The organism is Caballeronia sp. Lep1P3, from assembly GCF_022879595.1.
GTDB lineage: Bacteria > Pseudomonadota > Gammaproteobacteria > Burkholderiales > Burkholderiaceae > Caballeronia.
This window is the reverse complement of the sequence record NZ_CP084267.1, coordinates 93121-110620: the sequence shown is the minus strand read 5'-3', so window position 1 is coordinate 110620 and position 17500 is coordinate 93121. Positions and strand designations below refer to the sequence as shown.

Here is a 17500-nt window from a genome sequence, read left to right as displayed (position 1 = left end):
CGTGCGAGCGCAAAAAAGGCCGCTTCGGCATGCGTCGAAGCGGCCTTCGTCACGCGAAACGCGCGCGCTTCAGAACGCGTGCCGCAACGCCACTCGCGCGACGAACTGCTCCGAATTGGACGATACGCCTTGCGCTCCCGGAACATACGCGTGATCCAGCACCGAGCCGGTCGCGTCGCCCGCGACCTTCTGATACACGCCCTGCACATAGACGTCGGTGCGCTTGGATAACGAATAGTCGGCCATCAATCCAGCGGAGTGGATCTTCGGCCTGACCTTGCCGGATGCCGAGTCATACGTCTCCATCGAATACACATACTGCGCGCCCACGAAGAAATCCGGCGCGAACTGGTACTTTCCGTTCACTTCGAAGTTTTGATAACGCAGGTTCTTGAGCGTGTCGCCGCCGCTGGCGAGCGAGCCGCCGATATAGCCGTTCGTCACCGGATCGCGATAACTCGCGTTCGTGTACGCGAAGCCGGCCGTCGCCGCGCCGAACGTGTAATCGATGCCCGCGCCGAACACCTGCATGCGGCGCGCGACGAAGCTCGCGTCGTTGGCCGCGATCGCGCCGGCATCGGTCAGGCCGGCGTTGTCCGCGCGCAAGTAAGCCGCGCCGATCAGCAAGCCGCCGTTCGCATACGACGCGCCGACGCTGTACTGCCGGTTGTCGGCAAAGCTCGACGCGTTGCTGAAGCTGTATGTGCCGCCGAAGCGGAAGCCGCCGAACGCGGGACTCGCGTATTTCACGGTGTTGTTGACGCGAAACGAGTTGTCCGTGTTGTCGTTGTCGAACGGATGCGCGAACAGATAGCCGGCGAAGTTGCCGTTCGCCGTCGTGGGCGCGAGATAGTCGACGACGGAATCGTACTGGCGGCCGAGCGTCACCGCGCCGTATTGCGCATTGCGCACGCCGACATACGCCTGACGCCCGAACATGCGGCCGCCTTGCCCCGCCGCGCCATTGCTGACGTTCACGCCGCTTTCGAGCTGAAACACCGCCTGCGTGCCGCCGCCGAGGTCCTCGACGCCGCGCATGCCCCAACGGCTGCCCGACGCATAGCCGCTCGTCAGTTCGTAGACGCGTTCGGACGCGACGTTGCTCGTGTAGTCGAAGCCTTCGTCGAGCACGCCGTATAGCGTGACGCTCGTCTGCGCAAAGACGGCGGAGGACACGCAGCTCACTGCCGCGACAAGAAGCGCTTTGATTCTCATAAGTGTCTCGAAACGTGTTGTTTTTGATAAGGATATCCAATGACATTCGACCGAAGCGGCGGACGTCGAGCGACGGATTGTGCGGCATCCCGATGCCTGCGCGAAGCGATTCGGCGAGGCGTCGAGCGCGAGTTTTTCGAATGATTGCCCAGCGAAATTCTCGCTTGTCGTTGCAGCGCGATGCGCGGAAAAATCGCCCGCCAGCAAGTGGACAAATGGCCGCGCCTCGGCCCTTCCCGAGCCTCTTTCCCGGTCACGACGACCCGCAAAAATCGAGACGCATGATGTCAGAACGCAATTTCGTGAATGGACGTTTCATCGAGCCCGCCAGCGCCGATGTCACCGCCGTCCTCAATCCGGCTACCGAGGAAGTCGTCGGCAGCGTGCACAACGCATCGCGCGAAGAAGCCATCGCCGCCGTCGAGCACGCGGCCGCCGAGCAGAAACGCTGGCGCGCGACGCCTGCCGCCGAGCGCGCCGCGCACATGCGGCGCCTGGCCGACGCCATCGTCGAGGCATCGGTCGAGATCGGCGCGGCGCTCGCGATGGAATCCGGCAAGAGCGTCGCCGACGCGACGAACGAAGCCGTGTACGCCGCCGAGATCACGCGCTATCACGCGGAATGGGCGCGGCGCATCGAAGGCGAAGTCATTCCGAGCGATACGCCCGACGAAAACCTCGTGCTGCATCGCGAGCCGATCGGCGTCGTCGCGTGTCTGATCCCGTTCAATTTCCCCATCTACACGCTGATGCGCAAGGTCGCGCCGGCGTTGATCGCGGGCAACACGGTTGTCGTGCGTCCGAGCAACAACACGCCGCTCTCGGCGTTCGCGCTCGCGCGCGCGGTCGAGCGCGCCGCGCTTCCGGCGGGCATCGTCAATATTCTCGCGATGGATCACGCGACGGCCGAAGCCGTCTGCACGCATCCGGCCGTCGGCATGATCACGCTGACGGGCAGCGTGTCGGCGGGGCGCAAGGTGCTCGAGTACTGCAAGGCGAACATCGCGAAGCCTTCGCTCGAACTCGGCGGCAAGACGCCGGCCATCGTCGAGGCGGATGCCGATCTGCACAAGGCGGCGCGCGAACTCGTCGCATCGAAGCTCACGCACAGCGGGCAACTCTGCACGGCCATCGAGCGCGTGTACGTGCATGCAAGCATCCACGATGAATTCGTCGCGCTCCTGAAAGCGCAGATGCTCGCGAAGCGCATCGGCGACCGCGCGGAGAACGCGAGCTTCATGGGGCCGCTCGTCAACGAGGCATCGCGCAAGGGCATTCACGCGATGGTCCGCCGCGCCGTCGAAGCGGGCGCGAAGCTGGAAACGGGCGGCGAAGTGCCTGCGCGCAAGGGCTTTTTCTATCCGCCGACGCTGCTTTCGAACTGCCGTCAGGACATGGAAATCGTGCAGGAAGAGACCTTCGGGCCGGTGCTCGCCGTGCTGCCCTATCGCACGCTCGACGAAGCCCTCGCGATGGCGAACGATCATCAGTTCGGTCTCTCCTCGGTGCTTTATACGGAGAACTACCGCAACGCGATGAAAGTCGCCAACGCGATCGAAGCGGGCGAGCTGTACATCAATCGCACGCCCGCCGATCCGTATCAGGGCTTCCACGCCGGATGGAAACGCTCGGGCATCGGCGGCGACGACGGCAAGCACGGCATGCTCGAATTCACGCAGACGCGCCTCGTCGTCATGAAGTACTGAGCGCGCGCATCGCACATCGTTTCATTTCCCTCATCACAAGAACACATGGCGGCGCCGGCGCATGGCCGGACGCCTCGAGGAGCACATCTTGTCCACGAATCCCGTACAGACGAGCCCAAGCATGGGCGCGTCGCCGCGCGAAGCCACGCGCGCAAGCCGCTATCTTCAGCTTGCGCTGCTGGTGATCGCGGCGGGCGCGATCTATCCGATCCTGTATCTGCGGCAGGTCTATCAGCCGACGATGCTCGAAGTCTTCCACATCAGCGAAGCACAGCTCGGCTATCTGTATTCCGCGCTCGGCACCATCTTCCTCGTCTGCTATCTGCCGAGCGGCTGGCTCGCGGACCGCATCGCGCCGCGCGTGCTCATCACGTTCTCGCTGATCGCAACGGGCGCGCTCGGTCTCTGGTATTCCACCGCGCCGTCGATCGCTTCGCTCGTCGTCATTTTCGGTGGCTGGGGATTGACGACCGGCCTCACGTTCTGGGCGGCCATCATCAAGCGCGTCTCGCTGATCGCATCCGCCGATGAGCAGGGCCGCTTCTTCGGCTTCCTCGATGGTGGCCGCGGCCTGATCGAAGCGATGCTCGCGACGATCGCCATTTCGCTGTTCGCGTGGATCACGAATTCGCGCGGCGAATCGAACGCGGCGGGCTTTCGCGTCGTGGTCTATCTCTATGCGTTTCTTTGCATCGGGCTTGGCATCGTGCTCGGTCTCGTGCGCGACCCGCAATCGGGCGCGGCGACGCAGGAAAAGCGCAACGACAGCAACGTGCTGCGCGAACTCGGCGCGCTCATTCGGAACCGCGAACTGCTGCTGCTCTCGGGCATCGTGTTCTGCGGCTATCAGGTCTTCTGGGCGACGTATAGCTTTTCTGCATATCTGCACGAGAAGGAAATCGGCTTGACCGTCGTCATGGCCGGCGCGATCACCACGCTCAAGCTGTGGATGCGTCCGATCGGCGGCATCGGCGGCGGCTTTCTGGGCGACCGCTTCTCGAAGATTTCCGTGCTGGTCGCGGCGCTCTTCTGCGCGGCGCTCGCGCTGCTCGTGCTCATAGCCGCGCCGCATATCGCGAGTCACGCGCTCGTCGCGGTGCTGGTGCTCTTCATCGGCGTGATGACTTACGCCATTCGCGGGCTCTACTGGTCGCTGCTCGATCAGTGCAACGTGCGCGCCGAAACGATGGGGCTCGCCATCGGCCTCGTGTCCGTGCTCGGCTATATGCCCGACACGTTCCTGCCGCTCGTGAACGGCTATCTGACGCAGAACTATCCCGGCGTGCTCGGCTACCAGATTTACTTCGGCTATGTCGCGTGCATGGCGGCGCTCGGCGGCGTGGCGGGGCTCATCTTCAAACACAGAATCGATCGCAAGGAAGCGCAACAATGAAAATCGCGGCGTTGGAGACGTATGTCGTCGCTGTTCCGCCGCCGCATGTGGGCGGCATGTACTGGATCTTCGTCAAGCTGCGCACGGATTGCGGCATCGAAGGCGTCGGCGAAATCTATTCCGCGACGTTCCATCCGAAGGCGATGACGCCCGTCATCGACGATGTCTTCGAGCGCTATCTGCTCGGCCACGATCCGCATCACGTCGAACGCTTCTATCGCGAAGCGTATTCGAGCGGCTTCACGCAGCGCCCCGATCTCACGATGATGGGCGTCGTGAGCGGTCTGGAAATGGCCTGCTGGGACATCATCGGCAAGGCGGCGGGCAAGCCCGTGTACGAACTGCTCGGCGGACGCGTGCATGAACGTCTGCGCTCGTACACGTATCTGTATCCGAAGAACGCGCGCGGCGAATACGATTACGACGACCCCGATCTCGCCGCCGAATGCGCCGCGCAGAACGTGGCGCTCGGCTTCACCGCCGTGAAGTTCGATCCGGCCGGCCCGTACACCGCCTATTCCGGCCACCAGATTTCACTCGAAGTCATGGACCGCTGCGAAACGTTCTGCCGCAAGGTACGCGAGGCCGTCGGCAGCAAGGCGGACCTGCTGTTCGGCACGCACGGGCAGATGGTTCCGTCCTCGGCCATTCGTCTTGCCGAGCGTCTCGCCAAGTTCGACCCGCTCTGGTTCGAAGAGCCCGTGCCGCCCGGACAGGAAGGCGCGATGGCCGAAGTCGCCGCGAAGACGAGCATTCCAATTGCCGCGGGCGAGCGCCTGACGACCAAGTACGAGTTCTTCCGATTGCTCGACGCGCGCGCTGCATCGATCTTGCAATTCAACGTCGGGCGCGTGGGCGGCCTGCTCGAAGCGAAGAAGATTGCGAGCCTCGCCGAAGTCTATTACGCGCAGATCGCGCCGCATCTCTACAACGGGCCGGTCGGCGCGGCGGCGAGCGTGCAGATCGCCGCCTGTTCGCCCAACTTCCTGATTCAGGAAAGCATCGGCACATGGGACGGTTTTCATGCGCAAGTGCTCAAGACGCCGATCCGCTGGGAGGACGGCTACATCGTTCCGTCGACGGAGCCGGGCCTGGGCGTCGAACTGAACATGGACGTCGTGCGCGCGCATACGCCGTACACCGGCGAGCGCCTGCATTTGCAGATGGCATCGAAGCCCTTCGACGTGAAGGATCTCGCGCCCGCGAAGGGCTAAGTCCTCACGCCAAACGGCTCAGGCAATCAACATGAATCGTCAGGAACACATGGAATTCGATTACATCATCGTGGGCGCAGGCTCGGCGGGCTGCATTCTGGCCGACAGGCTTTCGGAATCGGGCGAGCATTCGGTGCTGCTGCTGGAAGCGGGCGGCGAGGACGCCTCGTTCTGGTTCAAGATTCCGGTCGGCTTCACGAAGACCTACTACAACCCCGAGTACAACTGGATGTACTACAGCGAGCCCGAGCGCGAACTCAACGACCGCTCGCTGTACTGTCCGCGCGGCAAGGTGCAGGGCGGCTCCGGCTCGATCAACGCGATGATCTACGTGCGCGGCCAGCCGCACGACTTCGACGACTGGGAGCGCGCGGGCAACGCGGGCTGGGGCTTTCGCGACGTGCTGCCGTATTTCCGGCGGCTCGAATCGCATCCGGCCGGTGACACGGAATATCACGGCGCGAAGGGCAAAATCAGCATTTCGCCGATGAAGGGCGCGGCGCATCCCATCTGCCAGAATTTTCTGCAAGGCGCGCAGCAGGCAGGCTATCCGCTCACCGACGACTTCAACGGCGCGCATTTCGAAGGCGCGGGCATCTACGATGTCAACGCGCGCAACGGCCAGCGTTCGTCGAGCAGTTTCGAGTATCTGCACCCGGCGCTTTCGCGCAAGAACCTGCGCATCGAGCGCAACATCACCGTGCGCCGCGTGCTGTTCGACCACGCGAAGCGCGCGGTCGGCGTGCTCGCCATGCGTGGCGGTGAAACGCTCGGCTTCAGCGCCAAGCGCGAAGTGATTCTCTCGGCGGGCGCGGTGGATTCGCCGAAGCTGATGCAACTCTCCGGCATCGGCGATGCCGCGCTGCTCGCCAAGCACGGCGTTCCCCTCGTGCATGAGCTGCCCGCGGTCGGCAAGAACCTGCAGGATCATTTGTGCGTGAGCTTCTACTATCGCGCGACGGTGAAGACGTTGAACGACCAACTGCGCTCGTTCGTCGGCAAGCTGAAGGTCGGCCTGCAGTATCTGTTGACGCGCAAGGGTCCGCTTTCGATGAGCGTGAATCAGGCGGGCGGTTTCTTCCGTGGCGAGGCGCGCGAAGCGGAGCCGAACCTGCAGCTCTATTTCAACCCGTTGTCGTATCGCATTCCGAAGAGCAGCAAGGCGCAGCTCGTACCGGAACCGTATTCCGGCTTTCTGCTGTGCTTCAACCCGTGCCGTCCGACGAGCCGCGGCGCCATCGAGATCGCGTCGAACCGCGTGGAAGACGCCGCGAAGATTCACATCAACGCGCTGACCACGGAGAAGGATCTGCGCGAAGCCGTGCAAGGCAGCAAGCTGATTCGCCGCATCATGGGAACGGATGCGCTGCGCGGCATCACCGCCGAGGAAATCTCGCCGGGGCCGGATGTCGAAAGCGATGAAGCGCTGCTCGATTATTTCCGCGATCAGTCCGGCTCCATCTATCACCTGTGCGGATCGTGCGCGATGGGTCCGGATGCGCAAACGGCCGTCGTGGACGAACGTCTGCGCGTGCATGGCGTGTCGGGCTTGCGCATCGTCGATGCATCGATTTTTCCGAACATCACGTCGGGCAATCTCAATGCGCCGACGATGATGGTCGCGGAAAAGGGCGCCGACATGATCCTCGACGATGCGCGCGCGGACGCTGGCGTCGAGCGCAAGACGGCGGAACTCGAGGCGGCCTGAAGTCTCGATGCAGCGCGTCCCGGCGCGAGAGAGCGGCATATTTTGCTTCGATTCGTAAAATTGCTGGCGTAAAGCCGCGTCGGACGTTGCGAAGGCGTGTTCAATCCGCTGCTCGAATGCAGCGAAGGACACCGACTTGAAGCGAAAGATGCCCGCCCTCAACGCGCTGAGGGCTTTCGAAGTGGCCGGTCACACCGGCAGCTTCACCCGCGCCGCCGAAGCGTTGCATGTCACGCAGAGCGCGGTCAGCCGGCAGGTTCGCCAGCTCGAAACGCAGCTTGGCGAACTGCTGCTGTTGCGACGGCATCATCATCTCGAACTGACCGCCACCGGGCGCCTGCTGTTGCAGGCGCTCAAGATGTCGTTCGACGGCATCGAACTTACCGTGCGCGGCATTCAGGAAAAGACGCATCTGAAGCGGCTGCGCATCAACGCGCCGCCGACCTTCACGAGCCGCTGGCTCATGCCGCGCCTGCAATCGCTGCGCGAACGCGCGCCCGAACTTCAAATCACGCTGACCACGAGCCTGCGCGACAACCTCGCGGAATCGGGCGCGCTCGATTGCGCGATCCGCTTCGGCAACGGCGAATGGGACGGTCTCGATAACCGCCTGTTGATGCAGGAGCGGCATATCGCCGTGTGCTCGCCCGCGCTGCTCGGCGAGCGCGCGCCCTCCAGCGTCGACCTGAACGAATTCACGCTGTTGCATGTGCTCGCAAGCCGCGACCAGCGCTATCTCACCTGGCAGCACTGGCTGAAGGCGGCGCGGATCGACGGCGTCGATCTTGGCGGCGGCTACGAATTCGATCTGCTCGATCACGCGATCCGCGCGGCTGTCGATGGACTCGGCGTCACGATCGCGGACCGTCACATGATTGCGCCCGAGTTGCGGCGGCGCGCGCTCGTGCCGCTGCTCGATGTCGACGTGGACGGGCATCAGTCGTACTGGCTCGTCACGCGTCGCGGCCAGGACGACGCCCCGCAAGTCGCGCTCTTTCGCGAATGGCTGCAGGAGCAGATCAATGCGCAGACGAAAGCGCCGATCAGGAACGCGAAGAATGGCTCGGGCCGCGCTCCACGCAAGATCGCCGAAGCGTAAATTCGCAAGCCCAACGTAAGCCTGGAAATATTCCGCAGTGCGATGCAACGGCATCGACATAGCACACGAAATGCGCGCGCGCCATTGAGACGGACAGGAATATTTCGCCTGCGCTGCCCGCCCGGTAAAAGCGTGCAGGCGCCCTAAACGGCTCGTGTGCGTCAGCGCACACATGGAAATCGATTAGGGATACGTGACGGTTTTCAATGCCCTATCGTCAACTTGCAGTCAACCGACGAGAACTCGAGTCGAGGGGAGAGACGATGAAAAACCGTATCCGCATGGTCGTCCGGGCGGCGCTCGCCATGCTCGTTGCACTCGCGCTCGCGCCTGCGCTCTGCGTCGCGCAAAGCACCTTGACGGCGCGTTCTTTCGATGATCTGAGCGACGCCTCGGATGCCACCGCCGACAACACCGCCGTGTCCACGCCGGGCACGCTGCTGTCGATTCTTCAGCGGCTGCAATGTCTGTCGGGCCTCAATCCTTCAGGCAATTCGACGTCCGTCACGCTCAAGGTGCAGATGGGCACCTACCGCATCTACAACCCGTCGACCGATTCGTTCGACAACGTCTCGATGCGCTCGTACAACGGCTGTCCGTCCGGCCCGACGATCAGCATCAAGCCCGGCGCGACGCTCAAGCTGACGCTCAAGAACACGCTCGGCGCGGACAATCCGCCGTCGAACTGTCCCACGAACCCCGATCATTCCACGCCGCATTGCTACAACAACACGAATGTGCACACGCACGGCCTGCACGTATCGCCGTCGGGTACGTCGGACAACGTGCTGCTGACCGTGTTGCCGGGGCAGACGCAGCAGTACAGTTACAAGCTCCCGGCCGATCATCCGTCGGGCACGTTCTGGTATCACGCGCATCTGCATGGTTCCACGGCGATCGACGTGGCGAGCGGCATGGCGGGCGTGCTGATCGTGCGCGGTTCGCGGCAGGCGAAGAGCGGCATGACCAATGGCGGCGCGGATATCGATACGATCCTGCATCGCAAGCTGCTTGCGCTGCCGCTGCGCGAGCATGTGATGCTCTTTCAGCAGATCGAATACGGCTGCTTCAGCGACTCCACCTCCGATGTGCCGATCGCCGATCCGACCACGTTCGAATGGACCTGCCCGCAAGGCGCCGTCGGCGGAATTCGCGGCTACACGAACCAGCTCGCGTTCGTGCCCGACCCGCGGCCCGGCCACGCGAATCAGCTCAATTCGACGTGGGTCATTTCCGGCCGCTACACGCAGATCAACGGCGTCGTGCAGCCGGTGTTTCCGAGCGCGGTCACGTTCGTGCCTGCCGGCGACATTCGCCGCCTGCGCCTCGTGCACGGCGGCAACCGCGACACGATCAACGTGAAGATCGTCCGCGCGAATCTTTCCGCGCTCGGTCTCGCGGATTCGCAGTCGCTCTCGACTGCGCAGGTCAACACGGCGACCAACGCGGCGGCGTCCGCGCTCGCTAAGGACCGCACGAAGTCCTCACAGACCATCACGCTCGATTCGCTGTGCAGCGGGGAAGTGGTGAAGCAGCTCGAGTTCGCCGAAGACGGCATCACGATGCCCGCGATGGTCGAGAAGGACGTCAATTCGATGAACCCCGGCTACCGCAGCGACGTCCTCGTGGCGTTTCCGTCGCCGGGGCTGTACTGCATCCTCGACGAAGCCGCCAACGCGTCCGCGACCATCAACTTCCGCACGAATTCGACGAAGGCGAAGGATCGCCGGCTCCTGTCGCTCGCGCGCGTCGGCCCCGGCACGAACATTCCGAACACGACGGTCGGCAACCACTCGCGCTACTGGCAGTACATTCGCGATCAGCTCGTCGCCGCGAATCCGACGCTTGCGCAACCGGCGAAGTCGGATCTGTCGTCGCTCACGCTGCGCGCGTTCGCACCGACGGTTCCGGTCGACGGCAAGGTCGCCAATACCGTGACGCAGCAGTTCGATATTCAGGTGAACGGGCCGCCGCGTTTCGTCATCAACGGCAATACGTATGACCCGAGCGTGATTTCTTACACGGGCGTGCTCGGCAACATCGATCAGTGGGACGTGTCGGCGTCGCCGCTCGCCACGCATGTGTTCCACATCCACACGAACCCGTTCAAGATCATGGACATCACGAACGGAGCCGGGAACTCGATCTTCAGCAGCAACGGCGGATGCACGGCCGACGAGATCGCGACCGGCGACACCGAGTACTGCAACCTGCAGGGCGTGATTCGCGACACGCTCTTCCTGAAAGCGGGCTACACGCTGCACATGCGGACGATATACGAGGACTTCACCGGCGAATTCGTGATGCATTGCCATATTCTCGATCACGAAGATCGCGGCATGATGATGAACGTGAGCGTGGTGTCGCCGACGACGGCCTACTTGCAGCGCGTGACCGCGCCGTTCACGGCGATGTCGAAGGACGCGAGCCGCTGGCTTGCGCGCCTCGCCGGACGCGACGACACGCAACTCGCGCTCGCGGCGTCGCTGTGCACGGCGAAGGACTACGCGCGACGTTGATGCAGACGCGGGCGGCGGCGCGTTGGGGCATCGCGCGCCGCTCGCCTGGTTCGAAGGGCCGCGAGCGATAAGCCGCTCGCTCTTCGAATCACGCGGGTGCGCTGCGCCCCGCTTGTTTCGTCCCGCTTATTGCGTCCCGTTATTTCGCCCCCGCGCGGGCCGAAATCGCCACCGTGAGTCTCCGCGCACCGGCTCGCAATATCGCTTCATGCTCGCTGCGTTTTTCGCCCAGCAATGAGTCGATGCCTCCCGTCAGCGCCACGCTGAAAATCACGCCGACATCGGGCAGGTGAATCGGGAACGCCAGCCCGCCGAAGCCCTGATCATCCTCGCCGTTGCACACGGCCACTTGCACTGCCGAATGGCGTCGAACTCGGCGAGGAGCGCGTCCATATCGACGATGGTCTTATCCGTCAATCGCGGCAGCGGATACGGAACAATGCTGCGCACGAGCGCGGGCGCCTGGAACGCGAGAATCGCCTTCGCGGACGATGCCGCGTGCAGCGCCAGATGCCGCCCCGGCACCACGTATCCGCTCGACGGGTTGTTCGGCGTCACCATCGCGACACAGCGCTCCTTCAGGTCCTCGAACCGTGCGATGTAGCAGGTCTCGCCCGTCTGCTCCGCGACCTCGCCGAGCACGAGCTTCGTGACCGTCTCGATCCAGTCGCTGCCCGCGCTCGCGTAGAGCAGGCTGCGCACGCGCCTGCCGGTGACGAACAACTGCGGCGCAACGGGACTGGTTTCGAGCACCGAGGCTTCCGTCAATCCGCGCAGCAGCCGGTGCAGCGCGGCGCATCCCCCGTCGATTGTTCCGATTTAGAACATTTCCGATGCTGCTAAGCGTTCTTTAAGGTTTCGTTCGGGAAAATAACCGTTTGTCCGCCTCCGGCGGGCATCCCCGAACGACAACCAGAAGGGGCTTGCAATGCCGCGTCAATCCGCTGTCTCACCGGGGCCGCATGCGTGATGCAGGGCGACTCCGTCTCTCTTCCGCTCGAAATCGCGGACGACATCGCGTGGCACTACCACGATCTCGCCAAATCACGCACCGTCGAGCGGCCGCCCGCGCGCGGCGAAGTCTGCGTGTGGCTCGTCACGAGCGAATTCCGCTTCGCGTCCGCGTCGAATATCGGTAGCTGGCTGAGTGTTGCCGAGCGCAGGCGTGCGCGGCTTCATCCGAATTCGTCGATCGGCCGGCGCTTCGGCGTCGCGCGCGCGACGCTGCGGCTCGTCGTCTCGCAGATGTTTCGCTGCCGCCCGCAGGAAGTGCGCGTGGAGGACGGGCCGGACGAGCGCATCGTCGTGACGGACCCGCAGGGCGGCGGCGGGCTCTTCGTCGATGTCGCGTATTCGGGCATCTGGATCGTGATCGCGGTGGCGTCGGCGAACGTGGGGATCGGGCTCGCGGCCAATTCGCCCGGCGACGCGGCGCATATCGGCCGGATGCGGGCGGAGCGCGGCGATATCGTCAATAAGTGCGATGGCGCCGCAAGCGCGGCGTGGCATGGCGTTGTGCTGCCGATGCCGGGCGAGCTTGCCGGCGTCGTGGCGGTGGATGCCCCGGTGTCCGACGTTCAGGCTTTCGGATGGGAAAAGCCGGTGGAAGAGGGCGCGCGCGCGTCGCTTCGCTGAGCGGTTCCCGGCGTCATCGCCCAAGCAAAAACCCCACGCGCCGCGCGTGGGGTTTCGTTTTTATGGCGCACGTGGACAAGCTGCGGATCAGCTCGCAGTCGGGCGCCACTTCAACAGCCGGTGTTCGACCGCCGTCAGCAGATAATCCGCGGCGAGCGCGACCACGGCGAGCACGATCATCGCCGCGAACACGCCGCTCGCGTTGAACGCGCCTTGCGCCGTCGAGATCAGAAGGCCGATGCCCTGCTTCGAGCCGAGAAACTCGCCGACCACCGCGCCGACGAGCGCGAAGCCGAAGCTCACGTGCAGGCTCGCGAGAATCCACGAAAGCGCCGACGGAATCACCACCGACGTCGTCACCTGACGGCGCGACGCGCCGAGAATCTGCGCATTCGCGATCATGTAGCGGTCCGCTTCGCGCACGCCCTGGAATGCATTGGCGAACACGACGAAGAACACCATCACGACCGCGAGCGCGACCTTCGACGCCATCCCGAGACCCAGCGCGATCACGAAGACGGAGCCGAGCACCACGCGCGGAATCGAGTTGGCGATCTTGATGTAGAGGCTGAACACGTCCGAGAGCAGCTTGTTGCGCCCGAGCACGATGCCGCAGATGACGCCCGCCACCGAGCCGATGATGAAGCCCAATCCCGTCTCTTCGAGCGTCACCCAGACTTGCGTGAGCAGCGGCCCTTGCGACGTGCCCTCGACGAACCATTCGACGATCTGCTGGAAGATGGCCGAAGGCATCGAGAAGAAAAACGGGTCGATCCAGTGCAGGCGCGCGGACAGTTCCCAGCCGCCGAGCACGATGACGAGCACCGCGATTCGCAGCCCGATCACGAGCGCATGGCGCTGCCTGATGCGCCTTTGCGCGTCGCGTTCGACCTGCGCGAGCGCGGTCGGGTCGATGCCGGCGGGCATCGCTTGTTGAGGCGTGGACATATTCGATGTTCCTCGTGAGCTAGTTCAACCGATCTGCACTTCTTCGCGCAGGTCGCGCCAGATGTCGCGCGAAATCTCGATGAAATGCGGGTGATAGCGAATCTCCGACGTGACGCGCGGACGCGGCAGGTCGATCTCGTAGACCTTCTTGAGCGTCGCGGGCCGCGCCGTCAGCACGAACACGCGGTCCGCGAGCGCAATCGCTTCCTCGAGATCGTGCGTGACGAACACGACCGAGCCCGCGTTCGCCGACCACAGTTGCAGCAGCTCGTCCTGCATCAGCGTGCGCGTCTGCATGTCGAGCGCGGAGAACGGCTCGTCCATCAGCAGGATTTCCGGCTTGTTGATGAAGGTCTGCGCGAGCGCCACGCGCTTTCGCATGCCGCCCGACAACTGATGCGGATAGTGCTTGCCGAACTTCTCGAGACCGACGCGGCGAAGCCACTCGTTGGCTTCGTCGTAAGCGGCGGACTTCGAGCGGCCGCGATAGAGCGGGCCGGCCGCGACGTTGTCGAGCACCGAGCGCCACGGAAACACGGCGTCGGCCTGAAACACGAAGCCGATGCGCGGATCGATGCCATCGACCGGCTGGCCCATCACGCGCACTTCGCCGGTCGTCGGCTTGAGAAGGCCCGTAATCATGCTGAGCGTCGTGGACTTGCCGCAGCCCGTGGGACCGACGATCGCGACGAACTCGCCCTTCGCGACAGACATGCTGAACTCGCGCAACGCGACGGTCGCGCGGCCATCCGGCGAGATGAAGCGGCACGAGACGTTCTGGAATTCGATGGCGGGTTGGGTGGATTGAGTCATCGCGCAAGCCTCACTTCGACGCCGTGGCCGTGCCCGACACGTATTCGTTCGAATACGTGCGCGCGAGGTCGATATGCTTGCCCTTCACCGACGGGTTGAACGCGGAGAGCACCTTCAGCACGGTGTCCGGGCCATCGGCGGGCATCTTGCCGTCCTTCGTGAACATCGGCAGCGACGCCTTCAGCGCGGCCACGTAGAGGTCCTTGTTCTTCGCGTAGTAATCCTTCGGCATCTTTTCCGTGATCTCTTCCGCGCTATGCGTCGCGATGAAGTTGAGCGTCTTCGCGAACGCGTGCGACAGCTTCGCGGCCTCGGCCTTGTGCGATTCGGCCCACGCGCGCTGCACGTAGAAGCTCGACGCCGGATACGTGCCGCCGAGCGCGGCGCGCGTGCCTTCGAGCGTGCGCATGTCGACGAGCACCTTCGCGTCGCCGGTCTTGATGAGTTGCGAGACGGTCGGCTCGGTGGTCATGCCCGCGTCGATGCGCTCCTGCTTCACTGCCGCGATAAAGCTCGCGTCCGCGCCGACCGGCAACAGCGTGTAGTCCTTCGACGCCACGCCCGCGCGCTGCGCGAGATACTGCGTGAGAAAGCTCGTCGATGAACCTAGACCCGTCACGCCGAGCGTCTTGCCCTTCACGTCGGCCATGCTCTTCACCTTGTCCGCGGCTTTGGTGGACACCATCTCCACTTCGCCCGGCACCTGGCCGAACACGACCAGCGCCTGCACTTCCTTGCCCTTGCTCTGCAAGTCGATGGTGTGATCGTAGAAGCCGACCACGCCTTGCACCGCGCCCGCGAGCAGCTCGTTCTCGGCATCGACGCCAGCCGGCTGCGAGAGGATTTCGACATCCAGCCCTTCGTCCTTGAAGTAGCCGAGTTGCTCGGTCAGCTTCGCGGGCAGATAGATGATCTTCGTCGCGCCGCCGACCATGATCGAGATTTTTTCGGCGTGAGCGGATACGGAAGCGGCGGCGAGCGTGAACGCGATGCCGGAAAGAGCAGCAATGTGGCGCAGGGTACGCATCGTGGAGTCTCCTTGATGTGGGCCTTCGTTCGATGAAAGGCCCGCTATTCGAATGTGTGCGGCGATTATAGAAAGGCCAAACCTTCTGCCAGCTTTCTGAGCCGATACGAAGTCATGGGTGTTAACCCGATGCATCGCGCGCCGGCGAGACGCCCTACAATCGCGCGGCATGAAGCTGCTCCTCATCGAAGACAATCCGACGCTTTCTCTCTGGCTCGCGAAGATGCTGGAACAGGCGTCGTTCGCGCTCGATGCCGTGCAGGACGGCGAAGCCGCCGATCAACGGCTGCGCGCCAATCGCTACGATGTCGTGCTGCTCGATCTGAACCTGCCGCGGCTTTCGGGCAAGAACGTGCTGCGGCGCATGCGTCAGCGCGGCGACGCGACGCCCGTGATGATCCTCACCGCGAGCGGTTCCATCGACGAGAAAGTGGAGCTGCTCGGCGCGGGCGCGGACGATTACCTCGTGAAGCCGTTCGAAGTGCGCGAACTCATTGCGCGCGTGAAGGTGATGATCCGGCGGCAAAGCGCATCGACGGCGAATGAAGTGTCGTGCGGCGATCTCGTCTTCGATATCGACACGCGCCAGTTCGCGCTGAAGGGCGCGCCGCTCAACGTCACGCCGCGCGAGCGCAGCGTGCTCGAAGCGCTGATCCTGCGTCTCGGCAAGACGGTGTCGAAGGCGGCGCTGCTCGATGCGATCTTCACGCATGAGGACAGCCCGAGCGAGGATGCGCTCGAAATCTACGTGTCGCGGCTGCGCAAGAAGCTCGATGGCAGTTCCGCCGCGATCGTCACGCTGCGCGGCCTCGGCTATCTCTTGCGCAAGAAGGACGATGACCAATAGCCTTCGCATCCGCCTGCTGTGGTGGCTGCTGGTTCCGCTCGCGCTTTACGTGCTGGTGACGGGCAAGGCGGCTTACGACAACGCGCGCCATACCGCGGACATCGTGCAGGACAACGCGCTGCTCGCATCGGCGCGGATGATCGCGGGCGAAGTCGAATGGTCCGATGGCATGTTGCGCGTGGACATTCCGCCTGCCGCGCTCGAAGTGTTCGCATCGCCTTATGGCGATCAGGTCTATTACCACGTCAGCGTCGACGACGGCCGGCTGCTCGCGGGCGCGCCCGATTTTCCGTCGAACCGCGCGGCGGCCGAAGCGGCCACGCACGATGCGCCGGTTTCCTACGACGCCGACTTTCATGGCGCATCGATACGCGCGCTCGGCTTCGTGCGCCGCATGTACGACAACGGTTCGATCCGGCGCGTGCTCGTCTCGGTCGGCAAGACGCAAGCCTCGCGCGATGCGATGGTGCGCGAGCTATGGCGTCCGCAACTCGTCCGGCAGATCGAGATCGTACTGCTTGCGGTGGCGCTCGCGTGCATCGGCCTCACGTTCGAATTGCGGCCGCTCCTGAAGGTGAAGGCCGAGGTGATGGACCGCGATCCGATGCAGCTCGAACCGTTGCGCGTCGAGCGCCTGCATGCGGAACTGCGGCCCATCGTCGAGGCGATCAATCAGTGCATCGCGCGGCTCGGCGTGCAGGTGGCGGCGCAACGGCGCTTCATCGCGGATGCCGCGCATCAGTTGCGCACGCCGCTCACCGTGCTCGAGACGCAGTTGCAATATGCGCGGCAGCATCGCGAACTCGCGCCGTCGCTCACGGAGGCGCTCGCGGCCATGCAGCGCAGCAACCGCTCGATGGTCGGCCTCACCAACAAGCTGCTGCTGCTCGCGCAGGCGGAGGCCGCGGACTATACGCAGCTCACGAAGCAAAAGGTCGATCTGTCCGCGATTGCGAAGGACGTGATCGAAGACTTGGCGCTCGTCGCGCAGAAGCGGGATATCGATCTCGGCGCGGAACTGGGCGATGACGCGTCGATCATCGGTCACGAGGCGCTGCTCGCGGCGCTCGTGTTCAACGTGACCGAGAATGCGGTGCGCTACACGCAGCCGGGCGGGCATGTCACCGTTGCTGTGGCGCGCGAGAACGAGCGCGTGATGCTCACGGTTACCGATGACGGTCCGGGCATCGCCGCCGAAGCGCGCAGCCGCGTGTTCGAGCCGTTCTATCGCGCGTCGGCGGATACGGAGGGCACGGGTCTCGGGCTCGCGATTGCGCGGGAGATCGTGCAGGCGCATCGCGGGGACATCGCGATTCGCGCGAGTCAGGCTTCGGGGCGCGGCGTCGTCGTGTCGGTGGCTTTCGCGTCGGCGTGAG

Annotated in this window: 14 protein-coding genes; 9 read left to right on the top strand and 5 right to left on the bottom strand. The window is 64.1% G+C overall.

Annotation, left to right across the window (positions count from 1 at the left end; genetic code table 11):
• Positions 1-69: 69 nt before the first annotated feature.
• A complete protein-coding gene (locus tag LDZ27_RS21080) occupies positions 70-1215 on the bottom strand; it encodes a porin (RefSeq protein WP_244817739.1) in 1146 nt (381 codons plus the stop codon).
• Positions 1216-1496: 281 nt separating this feature from the next.
• Here LDZ27_RS21080 and aldA point away from each other — a divergent pair, with 281 nt between their 5' ends.
• From aldA to LDZ27_RS21050, 6 genes are all read left to right on the top strand, one after another.
• The gene (gene aldA, locus LDZ27_RS21075) at positions 1497-2921 is read left to right on the top strand and encodes an aldehyde dehydrogenase (protein ID WP_244817738.1); all 1425 of its coding nucleotides are present in this window, start codon (positions 1497-1499) and stop codon (positions 2919-2921) included.
• A gap of 88 nt (positions 2922-3009) precedes the next feature.
• Positions 3010-4314 carry a nitrate/nitrite transporter gene (locus LDZ27_RS21070; protein ID WP_370653472.1) on the top strand — a complete coding sequence of 435 codons (1305 nt, stop codon included), beginning with the start codon at positions 3010-3012 and terminating at the stop codon, positions 4312-4314.
• The gene (locus tag LDZ27_RS21065; protein ID WP_244817737.1) at positions 4311-5528 is read left to right on the top strand and encodes a mandelate racemase/muconate lactonizing enzyme family protein; all 1218 of its coding nucleotides are present in this window, start codon (positions 4311-4313) and stop codon (positions 5526-5528) included. Before LDZ27_RS21070 ends, LDZ27_RS21065 begins: the two co-directional genes overlap by 4 nt.
• A 49-nt stretch (positions 5529-5577) precedes the next feature.
• Positions 5578-7236: a GMC family oxidoreductase gene (locus LDZ27_RS21060; RefSeq protein WP_244817993.1), complete on the top strand. Its 1659-nt coding sequence runs from the start codon at positions 5578-5580 to the stop codon at positions 7234-7236.
• A 148-nt stretch (positions 7237-7384) separates the two neighbouring features.
• On the top strand, positions 7385-8335 hold the full coding sequence (locus tag LDZ27_RS21055) for a LysR substrate-binding domain-containing protein (RefSeq protein ID WP_244817992.1): 951 nt from the start codon (positions 7385-7387) through the stop codon (positions 8333-8335).
• A 263-nt stretch (positions 8336-8598) separates the two neighbouring features.
• Positions 8599-10854, top strand: a complete 2256-nt coding sequence (locus LDZ27_RS21050) for a multicopper oxidase family protein (RefSeq protein ID WP_244817736.1) — start codon at positions 8599-8601, stop codon at positions 10852-10854.
• A 270-nt stretch (positions 10855-11124) separates the two neighbouring features.
• Here LDZ27_RS21050 and LDZ27_RS21045 read toward each other — a convergent pair whose 3' ends face one another.
• Positions 11125-11607, bottom strand: coding sequence for an IclR family transcriptional regulator C-terminal domain-containing protein (locus LDZ27_RS21045; protein WP_244817735.1), 483 nt, complete (start codon positions 11605-11607; stop codon positions 11125-11127).
• A gap of 216 nt (positions 11608-11823) precedes the next feature.
• Here LDZ27_RS21045 and LDZ27_RS21040 point away from each other — a divergent pair, with 216 nt between their 5' ends.
• Entirely contained in the window at positions 11824-12489 is a 666-nt protein-coding gene (locus tag LDZ27_RS21040; RefSeq protein ID WP_244817734.1) for a hypothetical protein, read from the top strand.
• Positions 12490-12576: 87 nt separating this feature from the next.
• On the opposite strand, the gene LDZ27_RS21035 is transcribed toward LDZ27_RS21040, so the two are convergent.
• Genes LDZ27_RS21035 through LDZ27_RS21025 form a run of 3 tightly spaced genes read right to left on the bottom strand, consistent with a single transcriptional unit; the run spans position 12577 to position 15277 of the window.
• A complete protein-coding gene (locus tag LDZ27_RS21035) occupies positions 12577-13437 on the bottom strand; it encodes an ABC transporter permease (protein WP_244817733.1) in 861 nt (286 codons plus the stop codon).
• Between the two features lie 24 nt (positions 13438-13461).
• Positions 13462-14250, bottom strand: coding sequence for an ABC transporter ATP-binding protein (locus tag LDZ27_RS21030; RefSeq protein ID WP_244817732.1), 789 nt, complete (start codon positions 14248-14250; stop codon positions 13462-13464).
• 10 nt (positions 14251-14260) lie between these two features.
• Positions 14261-15277: an ABC transporter substrate-binding protein gene (locus LDZ27_RS21025; protein WP_244817731.1), complete on the bottom strand. Its 1017-nt coding sequence runs from the start codon at positions 15275-15277 to the stop codon at positions 14261-14263.
• 169 nt (positions 15278-15446) lie between these two features.
• On the opposite strand from LDZ27_RS21025, the gene LDZ27_RS21020 reads away from it, so the two are divergent.
• The gene (locus tag LDZ27_RS21020; RefSeq protein WP_244817730.1) at positions 15447-16124 is read left to right on the top strand and encodes a response regulator; all 678 of its coding nucleotides are present in this window, start codon (positions 15447-15449) and stop codon (positions 16122-16124) included.
• The gene (locus LDZ27_RS21015; RefSeq protein WP_244817729.1) at positions 16114-17499 is read left to right on the top strand and encodes a sensor histidine kinase; all 1386 of its coding nucleotides are present in this window, start codon (positions 16114-16116) and stop codon (positions 17497-17499) included. The genes LDZ27_RS21020 and LDZ27_RS21015 overlap by 11 nt, the downstream gene beginning before the upstream one ends.
• The last annotated feature ends 1 nt before the right edge of the window (position 17500 follow it).